At 35.4% G+C, this 14,979-nt stretch carries 14 protein-coding genes; 3 read left to right on the top strand and 11 right to left on the bottom strand.

The features are described 5' to 3' along the window. Positions 1–206: uracil phosphoribosyltransferase (locus tag ABZC96_RS00780; RefSeq protein WP_373028376.1), on the bottom strand; the 206-nt coding region annotated here is incomplete at its 3' end. Between the two features lie 69 nt (positions 207–275). Then, the gene (locus ABZC96_RS00775) at positions 276–1,499 is read right to left on the bottom strand and encodes an APC family permease (protein WP_373028375.1); all 1,224 of its coding nucleotides are present in this window, start codon (positions 1,497–1,499) and stop codon (positions 276–278) included. A gap of 156 nt (positions 1,500–1,655) precedes the next feature. Here ABZC96_RS00775 and ABZC96_RS00770 point away from each other — a divergent pair, with 156 nt between their 5' ends. Continuing rightward, the gene (locus ABZC96_RS00770; RefSeq protein ID WP_373028373.1) at positions 1,656–3,002 is read left to right on the top strand and encodes an AAA family ATPase; all 1,347 of its coding nucleotides are present in this window, start codon (positions 1,656–1,658) and stop codon (positions 3,000–3,002) included. Positions 3,003–3,026: 24 nt separating this feature from the next. Here the strand turns inward: ABZC96_RS00770 and ABZC96_RS00765 are convergent, their stop codons facing one another. Further along, on the bottom strand, positions 3,027–3,686 hold the full coding sequence (locus ABZC96_RS00765; RefSeq protein WP_373028371.1) for a DUF2459 domain-containing protein: 660 nt from the start codon (positions 3,684–3,686) through the stop codon (positions 3,027–3,029). Positions 3,687–3,812: 126 nt separating this feature from the next. Here ABZC96_RS00765 and ABZC96_RS00760 point away from each other — a divergent pair, with 126 nt between their 5' ends. Next, on the top strand, positions 3,813–5,012 hold the full coding sequence (locus ABZC96_RS00760; RefSeq protein ID WP_373028369.1) for a cation:proton antiporter: 1,200 nt from the start codon (positions 3,813–3,815) through the stop codon (positions 5,010–5,012). 24 nt (positions 5,013–5,036) lie between these two features. Here the strand turns inward: ABZC96_RS00760 and ppk2 (ABZC96_RS00755) are convergent, their stop codons facing one another. From ppk2 (ABZC96_RS00755) to ABZC96_RS00735, 5 genes are read right to left on the bottom strand one after another with little or no spacing between them, the layout of a single operon-like run. Then, the gene (gene ppk2, locus ABZC96_RS00755; protein WP_373028368.1) at positions 5,037–5,867 is read right to left on the bottom strand and encodes a polyphosphate kinase 2; all 831 of its coding nucleotides are present in this window, start codon (positions 5,865–5,867) and stop codon (positions 5,037–5,039) included. Positions 5,868–5,887: 20 nt separating this feature from the next. Next, a complete protein-coding gene (gene ppk2 / locus ABZC96_RS00750) occupies positions 5,888–6,778 on the bottom strand; it encodes a polyphosphate kinase 2 (protein WP_373028367.1) in 891 nt (296 codons plus the stop codon). Positions 6,779–6,810: 32 nt separating this feature from the next. Further along, the gene (locus ABZC96_RS00745) at positions 6,811–7,056 is read right to left on the bottom strand and encodes a hypothetical protein (RefSeq protein ID WP_373028365.1); all 246 of its coding nucleotides are present in this window, start codon (positions 7,054–7,056) and stop codon (positions 6,811–6,813) included. Then, on the bottom strand, positions 7,056–8,888 hold the full coding sequence (locus ABZC96_RS00740; RefSeq protein WP_373028364.1) for a Na/Pi cotransporter family protein: 1,833 nt from the start codon (positions 8,886–8,888) through the stop codon (positions 7,056–7,058). The genes ABZC96_RS00745 and ABZC96_RS00740 overlap by 1 nt, the downstream gene beginning before the upstream one ends. Next, a complete protein-coding gene (locus tag ABZC96_RS00735; RefSeq protein WP_373028363.1) occupies positions 8,888–10,528 on the bottom strand; it encodes an inorganic phosphate transporter in 1,641 nt (546 codons plus the stop codon). The genes ABZC96_RS00740 and ABZC96_RS00735 overlap by 1 nt, the downstream gene beginning before the upstream one ends. Positions 10,529–10,712: 184 nt before the next feature. Between ABZC96_RS00735 and ABZC96_RS00730 the strand changes: the two genes are divergently transcribed. Then, positions 10,713–10,853, top strand: coding sequence for a hypothetical protein (locus tag ABZC96_RS00730; RefSeq protein ID WP_373028362.1), 141 nt, complete (start codon positions 10,713–10,715; stop codon positions 10,851–10,853). 53 nt (positions 10,854–10,906) lie between these two features. On the opposite strand, the gene ABZC96_RS00725 is transcribed toward ABZC96_RS00730, so the two are convergent. From ABZC96_RS00725 to carB, 3 genes are read right to left on the bottom strand one after another with little or no spacing between them, the layout of a single operon-like run. Beyond that, the gene (locus tag ABZC96_RS00725; protein WP_373028361.1) at positions 10,907–11,272 is read right to left on the bottom strand and encodes an HIT family protein; all 366 of its coding nucleotides are present in this window, start codon (positions 11,270–11,272) and stop codon (positions 10,907–10,909) included. Further along, positions 11,272–11,703 carry a Sua5 YciO YrdC YwlC family protein gene (locus tag ABZC96_RS00720; RefSeq protein WP_373028360.1) on the bottom strand — a complete coding sequence of 144 codons (432 nt, stop codon included), beginning with the start codon at positions 11,701–11,703 and terminating at the stop codon, positions 11,272–11,274. Before ABZC96_RS00720 ends, ABZC96_RS00725 begins: the two co-directional genes overlap by 1 nt. 1 nt (position 11,704) lies before the next feature. After that, entirely contained in the window at positions 11,705–14,965 is a 3,261-nt protein-coding gene (carB, locus tag ABZC96_RS00715; RefSeq protein ID WP_373028359.1) for a carbamoyl-phosphate synthase large subunit, read from the bottom strand. Between the last annotated feature and the right edge of the window lie 14 nt (positions 14,966–14,979).

Genomic DNA, 14,979 nt, shown 5'->3' with positions numbered 1-14,979 from the left:
TCTTCTTCTTTAATAAATCCAAATTTTTGTTCGCCTTGCCATGTGGTTATAGTTTTATCTTCAAGTGTTTGTGTTTTAAGTGCCTCATACACTAGTAAACGTGCTAATTCATGAATTATATGACGAAAACGTAATGCATCTGTTTTTGTTTCTCTCAAATGATTCAATAAAGTCTTTGCAACAGGATTAGATAGTTCATGGATCATAATACACCTTTCATTGTAGATATTTTATTATACCTAAAATCAATTTCCTTATCAGTGTTTTATAAATTACTAAAATACTGATGCAATTTGAAATCCTAGTAGAGTGAGATTAAGAACGATTGCAATAATAGGAATAATTATAGGATAGGTTTTTATACCTTGTGGATGTGGATTTTTTAATTTGATGCTAATAAGTGAAACATTGACAAGAGTAAAGATAATAAAGATCAGAAAGCTGCTGGACTGTGCTAGGGTAATAATAGGAAAATATGTAGAAAGAAGAAAGACAATCAATCCAGCAAGTATAGTGGCGTTAATAGGAGTATGTGTTTTTGGATGGACAATACTTAGAAAGTTTGGTATCCAGCCTTGGGTACTCATACCATAGAAGATTCTTGATGCCATAATTATCTGTACAAGGGCACCGTTTATTACTGCAAACAAGGCTATTATACTTAGCATTGTTGCTTTACTATGTGTTGCGGTTTCATAGACTTTTGCCAATGGTGCGTCAGTGCGAGCAAGTTCATCAACAGACATGACTGAGATGGAAACTAAAGCAATAATCATATATACGAAGGTAGCAATAGCAAGTGTGATGATAATAGCTTTGGGCATAGTATTTGTAGGATCTTTAACCTCTTCAGCAATATTGACCATGTCCTCAAAACCTATAAAAGCAAAAAAAGCTAAAAATGCACCTAAGATAATAGCGTTATACAAAGTAAAACTCATAGGTGGGATAAAAGATTTAAAGGTTTGTATATCCCATGATATATCTTCAAAACCCACATAAATAATCATAAAAAGACCAAAGGTTTCTATAAGTGTCAGTAATGCAGTAATGGTGATTGATTGAAAAATACCCCATATAGCAATACTGCTTATGAGAATAACAACCAACAGTGTAGTTACAATCTCAGGTGTCTGAATGAAAAGACTCAGATAGCTATGAAATCCATCTAAAAGTGTAGCAGATGAGAGTAGACCTGATAATGCGATAGTAAGACCAACGATCGTAGAGAGAACCGGACTTTTAAATCCAGCATTGATATAGACTGCAACTCCAGCACTCTGTGGAAGTCTTGCACTTAGTTCGGCATAGGTTAAGGCCGTAAAAAATACGACGATACATGCAAGTAGAAAAGAAAGAGGTAAATATATTCCTGATATTCCTGCTATTTCACCAATGAGTACATATATTCCAGCGCCAAAAATATTACCTAGACCATAAAAAATGAGCATAGTTAAAGTAATATTACGCTTCAGTTTAGGCATGTTAAGCTTATCCACTCTTTTTCTTAGATGTATTTACTATGATAGTATATTACAATCTAATCAATATACAAAATAGTACGTTTTAATGAGTGTTTTTGTAGGTTTTGTAGAAATAGTTATGCTAGAATTAGTAAAGTATAGAAGTTAGTCTATAAACCATAAAGGCGGGAAATGGCAAAGAAAAAGACAAAAGACACACCGAAAATAAAAAAGTCTAAAGTTGGGTTTGAGGATGTTGTTGGACATAAACAGATCAAAGAACGTCTAAAAGGGATTATTAAGATCATTAAAAATCCTGAAATGCTTGAACGGTTTGATACCTCTGTTCCAAAAGGTTTACTTCTCTATGGACCTATAAGCGTTGGAAAAAGTATGCTTGCAAAAGCTTTTGCAAAAGAAGCAGATCTTGATTATATGGAGATCTCAGGATCTAATCTTTTTGAACTTGAATATATTAAAGAAGTGTATGAAACTGCTTCAAAACATGCTCCATGTGTTGTTATATTAGAAGATATAGATATTAAGGGGATTATTCAAGGTGCTATTACCAATGTATCATTTTCAGATATTGCCAAAGTACTGGAGTCTACAGAAGACAGGGTTTTTACCGTTGCTACATCAGAGAGTCTTGATGATATAGATCCTGTACTTACATCTACACAGAAACTCGATTTTTTATTGGAAGTTTCAGAACTTGATAAAGATGCCAGAAGGTTCTTTATAGAAAAGATCATGCAAAAACCGCATGATGAAAAAATTGATGTAGAGCGTATAGTGCGGTATATTGCCGGGATGAGTGCCTTAGAACTTGAAAGGGTTGGACGTATGGCGGCACTCAGTGTTGTTGAACAGGATAAAGAGCTTATAACAGAAGAAATACTCATCGAACAGATCAATATCATCAAGTATGGACATAAAGTTGAGAAAAAGATGGTTGAGAATCTTGAGAAAGAACTCAAAATGACCGCATATCATGAAGCAGCCCATGCCGTACTTTCAGTTTTACTTTTGCCCCAGATAAAAATCGAACAGGTCACTATAGCACCAAGGAGTAAAATGCTAGGTTTTGTATCTTATAATGAGGATGAACAGCTATCTAATATATCAAAAGTAAATTTGTATCATGATGTTTGTGTGTTGCTTGCAGGGCGTGTAGCCAAGGTTAAAAAAATGGGAAGTGAACATATGGACAGTGGATCGCAAAATGATCTTTCTCAAGCTTCATTGCAAATTTATGCAGCAATTACAACTTTAGGAATGGATAAAGAACTGGGATATATAAATCTTAATGCTATAGGTACATTAGACAACTATTTTTTAGAACAACAAATTGAAAAAAGATTTTTACATTGGATACATGCTGCAAAACATGATACAGAAAAACTAGTGGATGAGCATTGGGAAAAGATAGAAACGTTGGCAATTAAACTTATCGAGAAAGAAATAGTAGAGAGTGATGAGCTTTTTAAAATTATAGGTGATAAAGAAATATCCCATAAGATTCCAGACAGTCTATAAGACAGAGTGTGAGGAAATACGGTATCAGCGCTCATTTTTCTTTAATTGGTACATTAAATTTCCAGCAGAAAATACACAAAATGTATTTATAGGGAAGCCTGATGAATGAATCGCCTTTGCACTCCAAGTATTGCAGTTATTGAAGAGATGAAACTTTCCCTCTGCACGATAGAATCTGCTTGTTCCATAGAGACCACTTCCCAGTACGATAATTTGTCTTTTTTCGTTCAATGCAAAACTGTTATCGATGAACTTGACCAGACTGATAAAACCTGTTTTAGAAAGTTTTAACTGAGCGACTTCTCTGTTAGAAAAATACGCTACAGGATCTGTCTGTAGTGCAGCCACATGAAGAACAGAATCGGTAGGCCAAAACAGTGCTCTTATACCCATCCAAAGCTCATTTGTCTCCGTTTGATAGTAAACCTCATCTCCCCAGCCTATCTCCAAATATCGGGCACTTTTAAAATCATCAAATGAACGCATATAAGGATCTGCATCTTTTTTGGGTAATACAATGCCTGTATGATATCCATGATTGACGATGTATACTGTTTTATTATCAGTTTGATTTAGATCAGGTGGATAGGATGTGCTAACGGGCTTGGTACAACCGGTCAATAGGACGATAGAAAAAATTATTAGGCTTGTCAGCATGCCTTGTAGATTACAATTGCATTTCATAAGAGTTACCTTTGATCCTTCATTATAAACTCTATTATACCTATTAACTGTTTTGATTGTTTTTTTATTATTATGACAAGTATATTAATTGTATCGGGTTTTATGTAACTTTCTGTACAATAAATTATGGATGCACATAATTTCTTTCTGATTCTTTTTTTAATTTTAGTAACCGCAAGGATACTGGGTGAGTTATTTGCCCGTTTGGGTATACCTTCTGTATTAGGTGAATTGAGTGCAGGTATACTCCTAGGTGTCTCAGGATTAGGGATTATAGAGGTCAATGATGTACTTAAAGTACTTGCAGAGATCGGTGTCCTGCTTTTACTTTTTGAAATAGGTTTAGATACAGATATACGTAGGCTTCAAGCAGCGGGTAGAAAATCTATGATCGTTGCATTGTTTGGTGCTGTATTCCCTTTTACTGTGTCTGCACTAGTTGCCTATTATCTTTTTGATCTCACTCTTGTTGTTTCTCTTTTTATCGGTGGTACTTTAACTGCAACAAGTATAGGGATCACTATGAGGGTGTTAAGGGATCTTCAAAAAGAGCATTCAAATATTGCACAGATCGTCATTGGTGCAGCAGTGATAGATGATATTCTGGGTGTTATACTACTTGTGTTTATTTATGACTATGCCATCACTCAAAAGTTAAGTATGACCAATACTTTGAACACCACAGTATTTATTTTACTCTTTCTCATTATTGCGCCTGCATTAGCTCATTATGCTTCTAGCTTTATGAAAAAATTTGATGAACACAAAAAGGTACCTGGTTTTATACCAACTATTATTATCTCTTTAATCGCAATTTTTGCTTATGTTTCACATCTTTTTGGCGCACCTGAAATCTTAGGTTCATTTGCTGCGGGTATTGCTCTCTCAAGACGTTTTATACTTCCTTTTGGTATGGGGTTGAAACATGATGAAGTATTTTTAGAAAAAGTAAAAAGTGCTATATCTCCTATAGCACATATGTTTACTCCTATATTTTTTGTCATGGTAGGACTATCGATGAATTTGAGAGTGATAGACTTTACATCAACAAAGTTCTGGTCTTTAGCACTTACATTTTTACTTATTGCGGTTATTGGAAAATATATAGGCGTTTTTTTACTTAAGAATACCACCGCACTCAAAAAAGCATTGATCGGTATTTCTATGATCCCACGTGGAGAAGTAGGGCTGATATTTGCAGAAGTAGGGCGATTGAACGGCATACTAGATAATGAAATCTATGCCGTTCTAATTTTTGTTATTATAGTAACAACAGTTGCACCGCCATTTTTACTTAAATGGCTGTTTAAATATGAGAAAGAGTAAACTTTTATAGTATATGCATGGAAATTATTTGATCGTAGACTTGAATCTTTTTTCCATTGATATTGCTTCATCTCTTCCATATACAACAATATCACAGTCAACTTTTATTTTTTTATCTCTGATCTTATCTGGATAATCAACAAAACTCAAGATATGTTTTATACAATTTATTCTAGCTTTTTTCTTGTTGTCACTTTTAATCACTGTCCAAGGAGCTGCTTTTGTATGTGTAGCGCTTAACATCATAAATTTAGCAAGAGAGTATTCATTCCACAATCTTTGAGACTCTTTATCTACAGGTGAAAGCTTATATTGTTTTAGAAGATCTGTCTCTCTCGCTTTAAATCTTCTTGCTTGTTCCTCTTTAGACACAGAAAAATAAAATTTAAACATTTGAATATCTTCATCTATAATCATTTGTTCAAACTCAGGTGCATCTTTTAAGAACTTGTGATGTTGTCTTTCAGTACAAAAACCCATCACAGGTTCAACCATAGCTCTGTTGTACCAACTTCTATCAAAAATAACTATCTCACCAGCACTTGGAAGGTGCTGAGCATATCTTTGAAAGTACCATTGCGTGCTCTCTTTATCACTAGGTTTTTCAAGTGCAACTACTCTTGCACCTCTTGGGTTTAGGTGTTCTGTAATTCTTTTAATCGTTCCACCTTTTCCAGCTGCATCTCTACCTTCAAAGATCATTAATATCTTAAGACCTTTATCTTTAACGTGATTTTGAAACTTTAGAAGTTCAACTTGAAGTCTCTTCAACTCTTCCTCATATGCCAAGGTTTCTTTCTTAACCCAAATTTGAACTTTCTCTTTATTTTTGTTTGTTTTTTTATTATTTTCCATGTTTTTCCTTTATAGAGAAATTAACCTATGAATTTTCCACTACTGCTTCTTTGGGCATCCATGATCTCGATCTCTCTAGCACCAGAGATAACGACTTCAGGATCAAGTGTGTAATCTAGGCTTTCATCTCTACCTTCATAGTTGATTGAGTTGAGGATGACTTTTATAGCTTCGAGTCTTGCTTTTTGTTTATCATTGGAGCGTACCACTGTCCAAGGAGCATTATGTGAGTGGGTCTGTTTGATCATATTATATTTAGTTTCCGTAAAATCATCCCATCTGTCTTGTGCCTGTACATCGATTTCACTTAATTTCCATTGTCTAAGGGGATCTGTTTTTCGTCTTTCAAATCTTCTGGCCTGTTCATCTTTTGTCACAGAGAAATAAAGTTTGATAAGAATAATACCTTGTCGTGTAAGATCCTTTTCAAAACCTTTGACACCTTTCATGAAGTCATCATATTCTTTTTTAGTACAAAAACCAAAAACAGATTCTACCATGGCTCTGTTGTACCAACTTCTATCAAAAAGAACGATCTCTCCACCTCTTGGAAAATGGGAAATATATTTTTGGTAAAACCATTGTGTTTTTTGTTCTTCTGTTGGTTTTCCAAGCGCTACCACACGATAATGTTTTTCATTCATATAACGTGTAACTCTTCTGATAGTCCCACCTTTACCTGCAGCATCGCGTCCTTCAAAAAGGATGATCATTTTTTGGTTTGTATCTTCAATATGTCGTTGAAGCTTTATCAGTTCAGCTTGATATGGCTTCAATGCCTGTTCATTTTTCCTTTTTATCTCCGCCTTACTTTCAACACTTTTACTTGTGTTTGCCTCTTTATATACATTGATCAACTCATCTAATGAAATTGTGTTACCGTCTATCTTTACACTATTGTTTTCTGTCATTTTATTACTCACCTTTTGCTTTTTTATTTAGTTTATTTTGAATATAGTTTATGCAGGATATTTTTTCCCTTTTTAATTTGACAAGTAATGATATCTAAATCCTCGTTCAATTCTTTTTTCTCTTTTTTGTTGGCATTTTCTAAAGACTTTTTAATACACTTTTTTCTTCTATTGAGCTTTTTAAGAAGATCTTTAAGTGACTTCTTCTTGTCCTCTACCTCATAATTATTTAAACCGAGTGTAGATTTAACTTTCTTAATAAATTTTTTGATTCCCACTAATTATCCTTTTTTTCTAATATGCTTTTAATATCTTCTGCGTTCATAGACATTTCTTCATTTAAGTTCTCAAAGTTACTATTTCTGTTAGCAAAAATAATTTCAGACATTGATATAAGATTTTTACTTATATCATAGGCGTAAGCACTGTCATTCATTAAGGAAGTTGCCATTTCATTTGTAATTAATCCTTCCCTAATAAGATTATCAAGGGTTCCATTTGCAAGAATATCGTATTTCTCTGTATGTACTTTGGCTTTAGAAAGTAACAACAAAATCTCATCTTCCGCTTCAGTAGCCGAAATGCTGTTGATATTTCTTAAAAGCTCAGCCAAATCTCTTCTAATACGATTGTATTGTGCTTTGATGTGTTCATTTGTACTCTTTAAATACTTAATCATATTTTTCTGTAAATGCTTAGTATCCTTAACTGCCTCAACTATATCTCTATTTGCAAGTTTTATCTTATAGAGCAGTTCAATCTCCTTTGGTGACATCTGTGATTGTGCTTTTGTAGAAAAGTCGATTATTTCACCATAAATACCTTTTATTTTATGATTATAAAATGCATCGATATCTACCGCACTTTTACTATACTCATCTTGAATTACTTCCTCTAAAGGAATAGAAGATAGTAGATTGCTTCGTTTCAGATTAAGACCATGAGTGATGATCTCAAAGGCATTATCATAGAGATGTTTTGTCTCTTTTACAACAGCTAATAGGGAGGTCATCGGAAATTCTAAAGCAGAATTATCAAGATATTTTGCTTTACCTTCTTCTTTTTCGGCTTTAGGAATAAATAAAGTATTTAAAAATGTAACTAACTTTCCAATAAATGGAGATACAGCTAAAACACCTATCAGATTAAAAATGGTATGAAACAAAGAAAGTTTCATTGCATAATTGTCAATACCAATACCAACGATAATAGACATATAGTCTACCACTTCAGTCAGTTGATAAATAAATAAAATCGCAATGAAAGCTGTAATCATATTGAAAATAAAATGCGCAACAGCAAGCCGTTTACCATTTTCGTTTGATTTTAAAGCCCCAAGTACTGCAGTTACTGTTGTACCTACGTTAGCTCCAATTGCCAATGCAAGGGCATTTGCATAATCAATCTGACCTGTCGCCAATGCGGTAATAATAATTGCCATTGTGGCACTGCTTGACTGTATAATAACTGTTGCTACTGAACCTACAAGAACATATACAAAAATACCTGCATATCCCTCCATGGCATACTTGGCAAGGTCAAGTCCTTCTTTTAATGTTTCGAAGCCTTCCTTCATGTATCCAATACCAAGAAAGATCACTCCAAGACCTATAAGAATTGCGGCAATGCCTTTCCAACTCTTTGATTTTAAAAATAGAGGTATAACTATACCTAAAACAAGCATGGGCATAGCATATAGAGATATTTTTATGTGAAGACCAAATACTGAAACCAACCAGGCTGTTGCAGTTGTACCAATATTAGATCCGAAAATCACTCCTACTGCAGATGTTAAAGTAATTAATCCTGCAGATAGAAAAGATATAACAATAATTGAGATCAAGCTTGAACTTTGAACAATGGCTGTAGCAAAAAAACCTGTGGTAATTGCCTTGGGCGTATTATTTGTAAATCTTTCCAAAACTTTTTCAAGTATACCCCCACTAAAAGCTTTAAATCCATCTTCCATATATTCCATACCCATTAGAAAAAGCGCAATACCTCCTAAAATAGTACTGATATCAGGATATGTTCCTAAAAGAACTAAAGCGCCTAATATTAATACGATTATTATAGGAGTTAAGAGTTTACTGTATAGACTATTAACCATTAAAGTACCATTCCTTTTATCATAAAAAATATTGCTGCTGCAAGCACGGCTGCAGCTGGTACGGTGATAACCCAGGCAGCTATAATTTTTTTCACAGCATCTCTTTTGACATATTTGACCTTTGCTACACTTTTAATATGTTTTTTAGATGCTTTGATCTTCATTTCTTCTTCATCAATAAGTTTATAAAGATCGACTATTCTTTCATAATCAGCTTTTGTTTTATCCACTTTATCTTCTAATGTTTTAAGTTCATTGTTATATGCTTTTAAAACTTTCTTTTCATCTTCTAAATTAATTTCTTCTTTATAGATAGTTTCTACTTGACCTGTAGAAGCGAGATATTCTCGTAAAAAACCAACACCGAATATACCACCTATTGCGATATGAGTAGAGGAAACAGGAAGACCTAATTGAGAAGCGATAATAACAGTTATAGAAGCTGCCATAGCTACAGAAAATGCTCTCATTTGGTCTAATTCTGTTATTTCGCTACCAACTGTTTTAATTAGTTTTGGTCCGTAAAGTGCAAGTCCAAGTGCTATACCGAGTGCACCTACAGCCATAACCCATAAAGGAATACCTGCTTTTGCTGAAATATCTCCAGTCACAACGGCATCATTTATAGCTGCTAATGGCCCAATAGCATTTGCAACATCGTTTGCACCATGAGCGAAACTTAAAAGAGCTGCTGCAAAAATCAATGGTACAGTAAATAATAAATTAATAGAATCTCTGGTGTTATGAAGATTGGTAGCTCTATTACCAACTGTTTTTCTTAATATGATATAGACTACTCCAGCCACAATAAGTCCAAAAATTGATGCTATAAGGAAAGAAGGTTGTTTAGCATCTGGAAGAAACACTAAAACGTCCACAATTGAAGGCCAGATCTTTTTGAGACCTTTTAGGGTTAAGTATGTCACAAATGCCCAAGACATAATTGCAACAAAAATAGGTACCCATTTTCTAGCTGCTGCAACTTTATCTTTTTTAAATACTATTGTCTTTTTAATGGCATATAAAAATATTGCTGCAATGACTCCGCCAAGAACCGGTGATATAACCCAAGAAGCAGCTATTTTACCCATAGTACCCCATGATACAATTGTAAATCCTGCAGCGGCAATACCAGCACCCATAACACCACCGACGATCGAGTGAGTAGTTGAAACCGGGGCTTTCATCATCGTAGCAAAATTCAACCATAGCGCTGCTGCTAAGAGTGCCGCCATCATTGCCCAAATAAATGGGTCTACATTGCCACCAAAGGCATTTATATCGATAATACCTTTCTTTATGGTTTTAACAACATCTCCACCTGCTATGAAAGCACCACCAGCCTCAAAGACCGCTGCAATGACAATAGCACCACCCATTGTAAGCGCTTTTGAACCAACTGCCGGACCTACATTGTTAGCAACATCATTTGCACCGATGTTCATAGCCATATAAGCACCAAAAAGTGCTGCTATAGCTAAGAATAAATTATTTGGTATAGACCCCGAACTTAAAAAGCTATAAGTTAAAACTGCAACCATGAAAAAAAGAGCAAAACCAAGTCTTATAAAATCTATACCACTGCTTTTTATTGCCTCCTTTTCCATTTTTTTTGCCACCTGTATCATCTCTAACCCCATTTGTTTTCTCCTTGATAGTATGTATATATACTAAGTATACTCCTAGTAATCTTAGTAGTAAATGTAAAGTAAAATATAAATAAAAAGCAATTTGGTTTAGATTTAAGAATATTTAAAATAAGATTTATGTTATACTATATTATAACCTTAAATAAATAAGGCATTAAATAAAAAAGGAAGAAGGATGGAAGTTGTATATGTTGCTATAGGTGTTGTAATAGGTGTTGTCGGTGCACTTTTTCTAGGTGTAAATGGGTTTACTAAGAAGGTTGAAGAAGTAGAAGAAGAAATTGATGCTAAAGAAGAGCATAACGAGGGAAAATAAATAACTTGCAATATTTTCTCAGTCCTAAAAAATCTTTTTGGGCTGAGAAAATATTATGCAATAGCGTTAATCACTCTTTCACAAAATACTTCAAAATCAGGTAATTTCAAATCACTTTCTCTTTGTTTTGTTCCCCACATCGGTTCAGGAAAGAAACTGTCTTCTTCAAAACGTGACATTATATGCCAATGCACATGAGGCATATAATTGCCAAAACTGGCTATATTTATCTTCTTAGGCTTATAGTAAGAGAGCATCTCTTTCTCAATGGTGTCTAAAAGATCGTAAATTTCAAATTTAACTAATCCTGGTACTTCACTCATCTCTTTGTATGGTTGTTGTGTGAAGATCTTAAGCCAAGGAATCTCGCTAGGTTCTATTTCTATCCTAATATTTTCATTTTCATAGATCACTGACATTAACGTATCCTTTTTATTGAGTATTTCCCGAGCCTGTAAATTTTTGAGGCTTGATCAGTTTTTTTGAGTGGTTCTATAATGACATCTGCCATCTCTCTGGCAAAAGATTCATCATACGCTTCATTACTTAGATTAGCTGAAGTTGTATATGCCCATTTAAGACGATCTAACAGCAATAGGTGATGTTTGTCTTGTATTACACGGTAAGAGTGACCATTTGGCATAATAAACGTTGTTTTTCTTGCTCTTCGAACTTTGCTCTTGTATCTTTGAGGCACGCGTGCAAATTTTTGGAGTGTATGTAATGAATTAACTGCTTTTATATAGTGCTTGTGAGGGGGGCGTTGTTTGATCTGGGTGAGTTTATCTGCATCTTGTGAGACAAAACCGATAGTTGTATCGGTCTGCGTCAAAAAAACTTTATCTTTCATTTTAACTTAGGTAATCTTGCAATGCTTTAGGCTCAAGTTCACCACTTGTTGCCTTAAGTTCTTTTATAGCCTCTGCCGTTGCTTTGGCCGCTGCTAATGTAGTGAAATACGCTACATGGTTAGCGAGAACTGATTGTCTGATTGTCTTGGCATCATCTTTACTTGCTTTGTTATCTGAAGTGTTGATAGCTAATGCTATCTCTTCATTTTTGATCATATCATCAATATTTGGACGACCTTCAGAGATTTTGAGTACTTTAGTTGAAGGAACTCCCGCTTCTTGAAGTGCAGCATGTGTTCCCGATGTAGCAACAATTTCAAATCCAAGATCTGTGAACATTTTACCTACTTCACCGGCATATTGTTTATCGTTCTCTGTGAGTGAGATGAAGAGTTTTCCTTCAAGTGGAATGTTATTCTTGCTTGCAAATTGACTCTTGGCAAAACTCATACCAAAGGTTTCAGAAATACCCATTACTTCACCTGTAGACTTCATCTCTGGTCCTAAGATAAGATCAGAACCTGGTAGTTTGTTGAAAGGGAAAACAGCTTCTTTAACGGCTACATGACCTTTAAGGTTTGGTTCCATGATCTTCTTCTCAAAGTTAACTACATTAAATGTATCGTAGAATTTCAATGCCTCTTTAAGATTACCCTGGAGCATTACTCTCGTTGCTACTTTAGCAAGAGGTACACCAGTTGCCTTACTGACAAAAGGTACAGTTCTAGAAGCTCTTGGGTTTACCTCAATAAGATAGATATTACCTTTGTGAATAGCATACTGGATATTCATAAGACCAACAACACCTAAGCCAAGTGCGATCTTTGCTGTTTGTTCTTTTACTTCATCTTGAAGTTCTTCAGAAATAGAAACTGCCGGAAGTGAACATGCAGAGTCTCCAGAGTGAATACCTGCTTCTTCAATATGCTGCATCACTGAACCTATATACACATCTGTACCATCACAAATAGCATCTACATCAAGTTCGATAGCATTGTCAAGGAATTTGTCTATAAGAACCGGAGCATCGTTAGATACGCTTACAGCTTCATCCATGTATTCTCTGAGTTCTGCATCACTATATACAGTACGCATACCACGGCCACCAAGTACAAAACTTGGACGAACAAGTACAGGATAACCTATACGATTTGCAATGGCCATCGCTTCATCTTTGGCAAATGCTGTACCGTTATCAGGCTGTTTAAGTCCAAGTTCATTAATGAAGGTAGAGAACTGCTCTCTATCTTCCGCAAGGTCTATTACTCTTGCTGTTGTTCCTGAGATGTTAGCACCGATAGCTGTAAGGTTCTTAGCCAACTTCAGTGGTGTTTGTCCACCAAAGTGTACGATCACGCCATCCGGCTTTTCATGCTCGATCACGTTTCTTACGTGTTCAAAGTCGATCGGTTCAAAGTAGAGGATATCTGAAGTATCATAGTCTGTTGAAACGGTCTCTGGGTTACAGTTATACATGATAGACTTCATACCCATATCTTCGATGGCAAATGCCGCGTGTACACAACAGTAGTCAAACTCGATACCTTGACCGATACGGTTAGGACCACCACCGATAACAAGTACTTTCTTTTCATCGCTTTCAGCTATAGGTACTTTGGGGAGTTTTGTAATGTTTGTTGAAGAGTAGAGGTAAGGTGTAAGCGCTTTGAACTCTGCCGCACATGTATCTACTTCATTGTAATCAAGAGTGACACCTTGTTTTTCTCTGGCATTGTAGATGTCATTTTCTGTAAGGTTAAGACCCTCTTTTTTATTGATCACTTCAGCGATCATAGCATCAGAGAAACCTTCACTCTTTACTTCTCTAAGACGAGTAGCATCAGAGAGCAGGGCAATATCCATCTCTTTTTCACGAAGTGCCAGTTCTTCAAGCTGGTAAAGGTACCATCTGTCAATTTTACTTAGGTCAAAGATAGCATCAACTGTCATACCGCGTCTGAGCCCTTCAAATACATAAAGCATACGGTTCTCATTTGGACGTCTTATCTCTCTAATAAGCTCTTCACCATCGCATTTGATAGGATTAAATCCGATAAGACCAGTTTCAAGTGAACAGAGTGCTTTTTGAAAAGACTCTTTGAATGTACGACCGATACTCATTACTTCACCCACAGACTTCATTGCAGTTGTAAGTGTAGAGTCCGCAAGCGGGAATTTTTCAAAAGTAAATCTTGGAAGCTTTGTTACAACATAGTCGATAACAGGTTCAAAACTCGCTGGTGTTCCTGTAATGTCATTGGTGATCTCATCAAGTGTAAATCCAACTGCCAAAAGAGTTGCTATTTTAGCGATAGGATAACCTGTAGCCTTTGATGCAAGTGCAGAAGAACGGCTTACTCTCGGATTCATTTCAATAACGATCATACGTCCGGTATCGGGGTTAATAGAGAATTGTACATTTGATCCACCTGTATCAACACCAACTTCACGTAAGATCTTGAAAGAAGCATCTCTCATGTTTTGGAACTCTTTGTCTGTAAGTGTCAAAGCAGGTGCAATGGTGATAGAGTCTCCTGTGTGCACACCCATAGGGTCAAAGTTTTCAATAGAACATACAATAATACAGTTATCTTTATTGTCTCTGATAACTTCCATCTCATATTCTTTCCATCCAAGCATAGATTCCATGATCTCAATTTCATTAATTGGACTTGCATCAATACCTTCTTCTGCCAGTTTTTTAAACTCTTCCATATTGTATGCTACACCTGAACCTCCACCTGCAAGTGTAAATGAGGCTCTACTAATGACTGGGAAACCAATTTCTTTTGCAACTTTCATTGCTTCATCAACAGAATAGGCATTGGCACTTTTAGGTAGGTCCATGCCAATTTTTATCATTGCTTCATTAAAAAGTTGTCTATCCTCACCCTTTTTAATGGCTTCAGGGTTAGCACCAAGGAATTTAACACCTTCAAGCATACCCGCTTCATTCATATCCATAGCAACGTTGAGTGCAGTTTGACCACCCATTGTAGGTAAGATAGCATCAACATTTTCTTTTTTAATAATTCTATCAATAACTTCAGGGGTAATAGGTTCAATGTATGTACGGTCTGCGAACTCAGGGTCAGTCATGATCGTAGCAGGGTTAGAGTTGATAAGAACAACTCTATAGCCTAACTCTTTAAGTGTTTTAGCCGATTGAGTTCCTGAATAGTCAAATTCACAAGCTTGACCGATAACGATAGGTCCAGAACCGATAAGTAAAATAGTTTTGATGTCATCACGTTTTGGCATGGAGAAATACCCTT

Source organism: Sulfurovum sp. (genome assembly GCF_041551015.1).
Classification (GTDB): domain Bacteria; phylum Campylobacterota; class Campylobacteria; order Campylobacterales; family Sulfurovaceae; genus Sulfurovum.
Note: the sequence above shows the minus strand (reverse complement) of the source record. Positions and strands in the feature narration are given on the sequence as shown.

Bases quoted from the DNA above. Each gene is read 5' to 3' on its own strand.
- ABZC96_RS00770 (WP_373028373.1), top strand. From the start codon at position 1,656: ATGGCAAAGAAAAAGACAAAAGACACACCGAAAATAAAAAAGTCTAAA.
- ABZC96_RS00765 (WP_373028371.1), bottom strand. From the start codon at position 3,686: ATGAAATGCAATTGTAATCTACAAGGCATGCTGACAAGCCTAATAATT.
- ABZC96_RS00760 (WP_373028369.1), top strand. From the start codon at position 3,813: ATGGATGCACATAATTTCTTTCTGATTCTTTTTTTAATTTTAGTAACC.
- ppk2 (WP_373028368.1), bottom strand. From the start codon at position 5,867: ATGGAAAATAATAAAAAAACAAACAAAAATAAAGAGAAAGTTCAAATT.
- ppk2 (WP_373028367.1), bottom strand. From the start codon at position 6,778: ATGACAGAAAACAATAGTGTAAAGATAGACGGTAACACAATTTCATTA.
- ABZC96_RS00740 (WP_373028364.1), bottom strand. From the start codon at position 8,888: ATGGTTAATAGTCTATACAGTAAACTCTTAACTCCTATAATAATCGTA.
- ABZC96_RS00735 (WP_373028363.1), bottom strand. From the start codon at position 10,528: ATGGGGTTAGAGATGATACAGGTGGCAAAAAAAATGGAAAAGGAGGCA.
- ABZC96_RS00730 (WP_373028362.1), top strand. From the start codon at position 10,713: ATGGAAGTTGTATATGTTGCTATAGGTGTTGTAATAGGTGTTGTCGGT.
- ABZC96_RS00725 (WP_373028361.1), bottom strand. From the start codon at position 11,272: ATGTCAGTGATCTATGAAAATGAAAATATTAGGATAGAAATAGAACCT.
- ABZC96_RS00720 (WP_373028360.1), bottom strand. From the start codon at position 11,703: ATGAAAGATAAAGTTTTTTTGACGCAGACCGATACAACTATCGGTTTT.
- carB (WP_373028359.1), bottom strand. From the start codon at position 14,965: ATGCCAAAACGTGATGACATCAAAACTATTTTACTTATCGGTTCTGGA.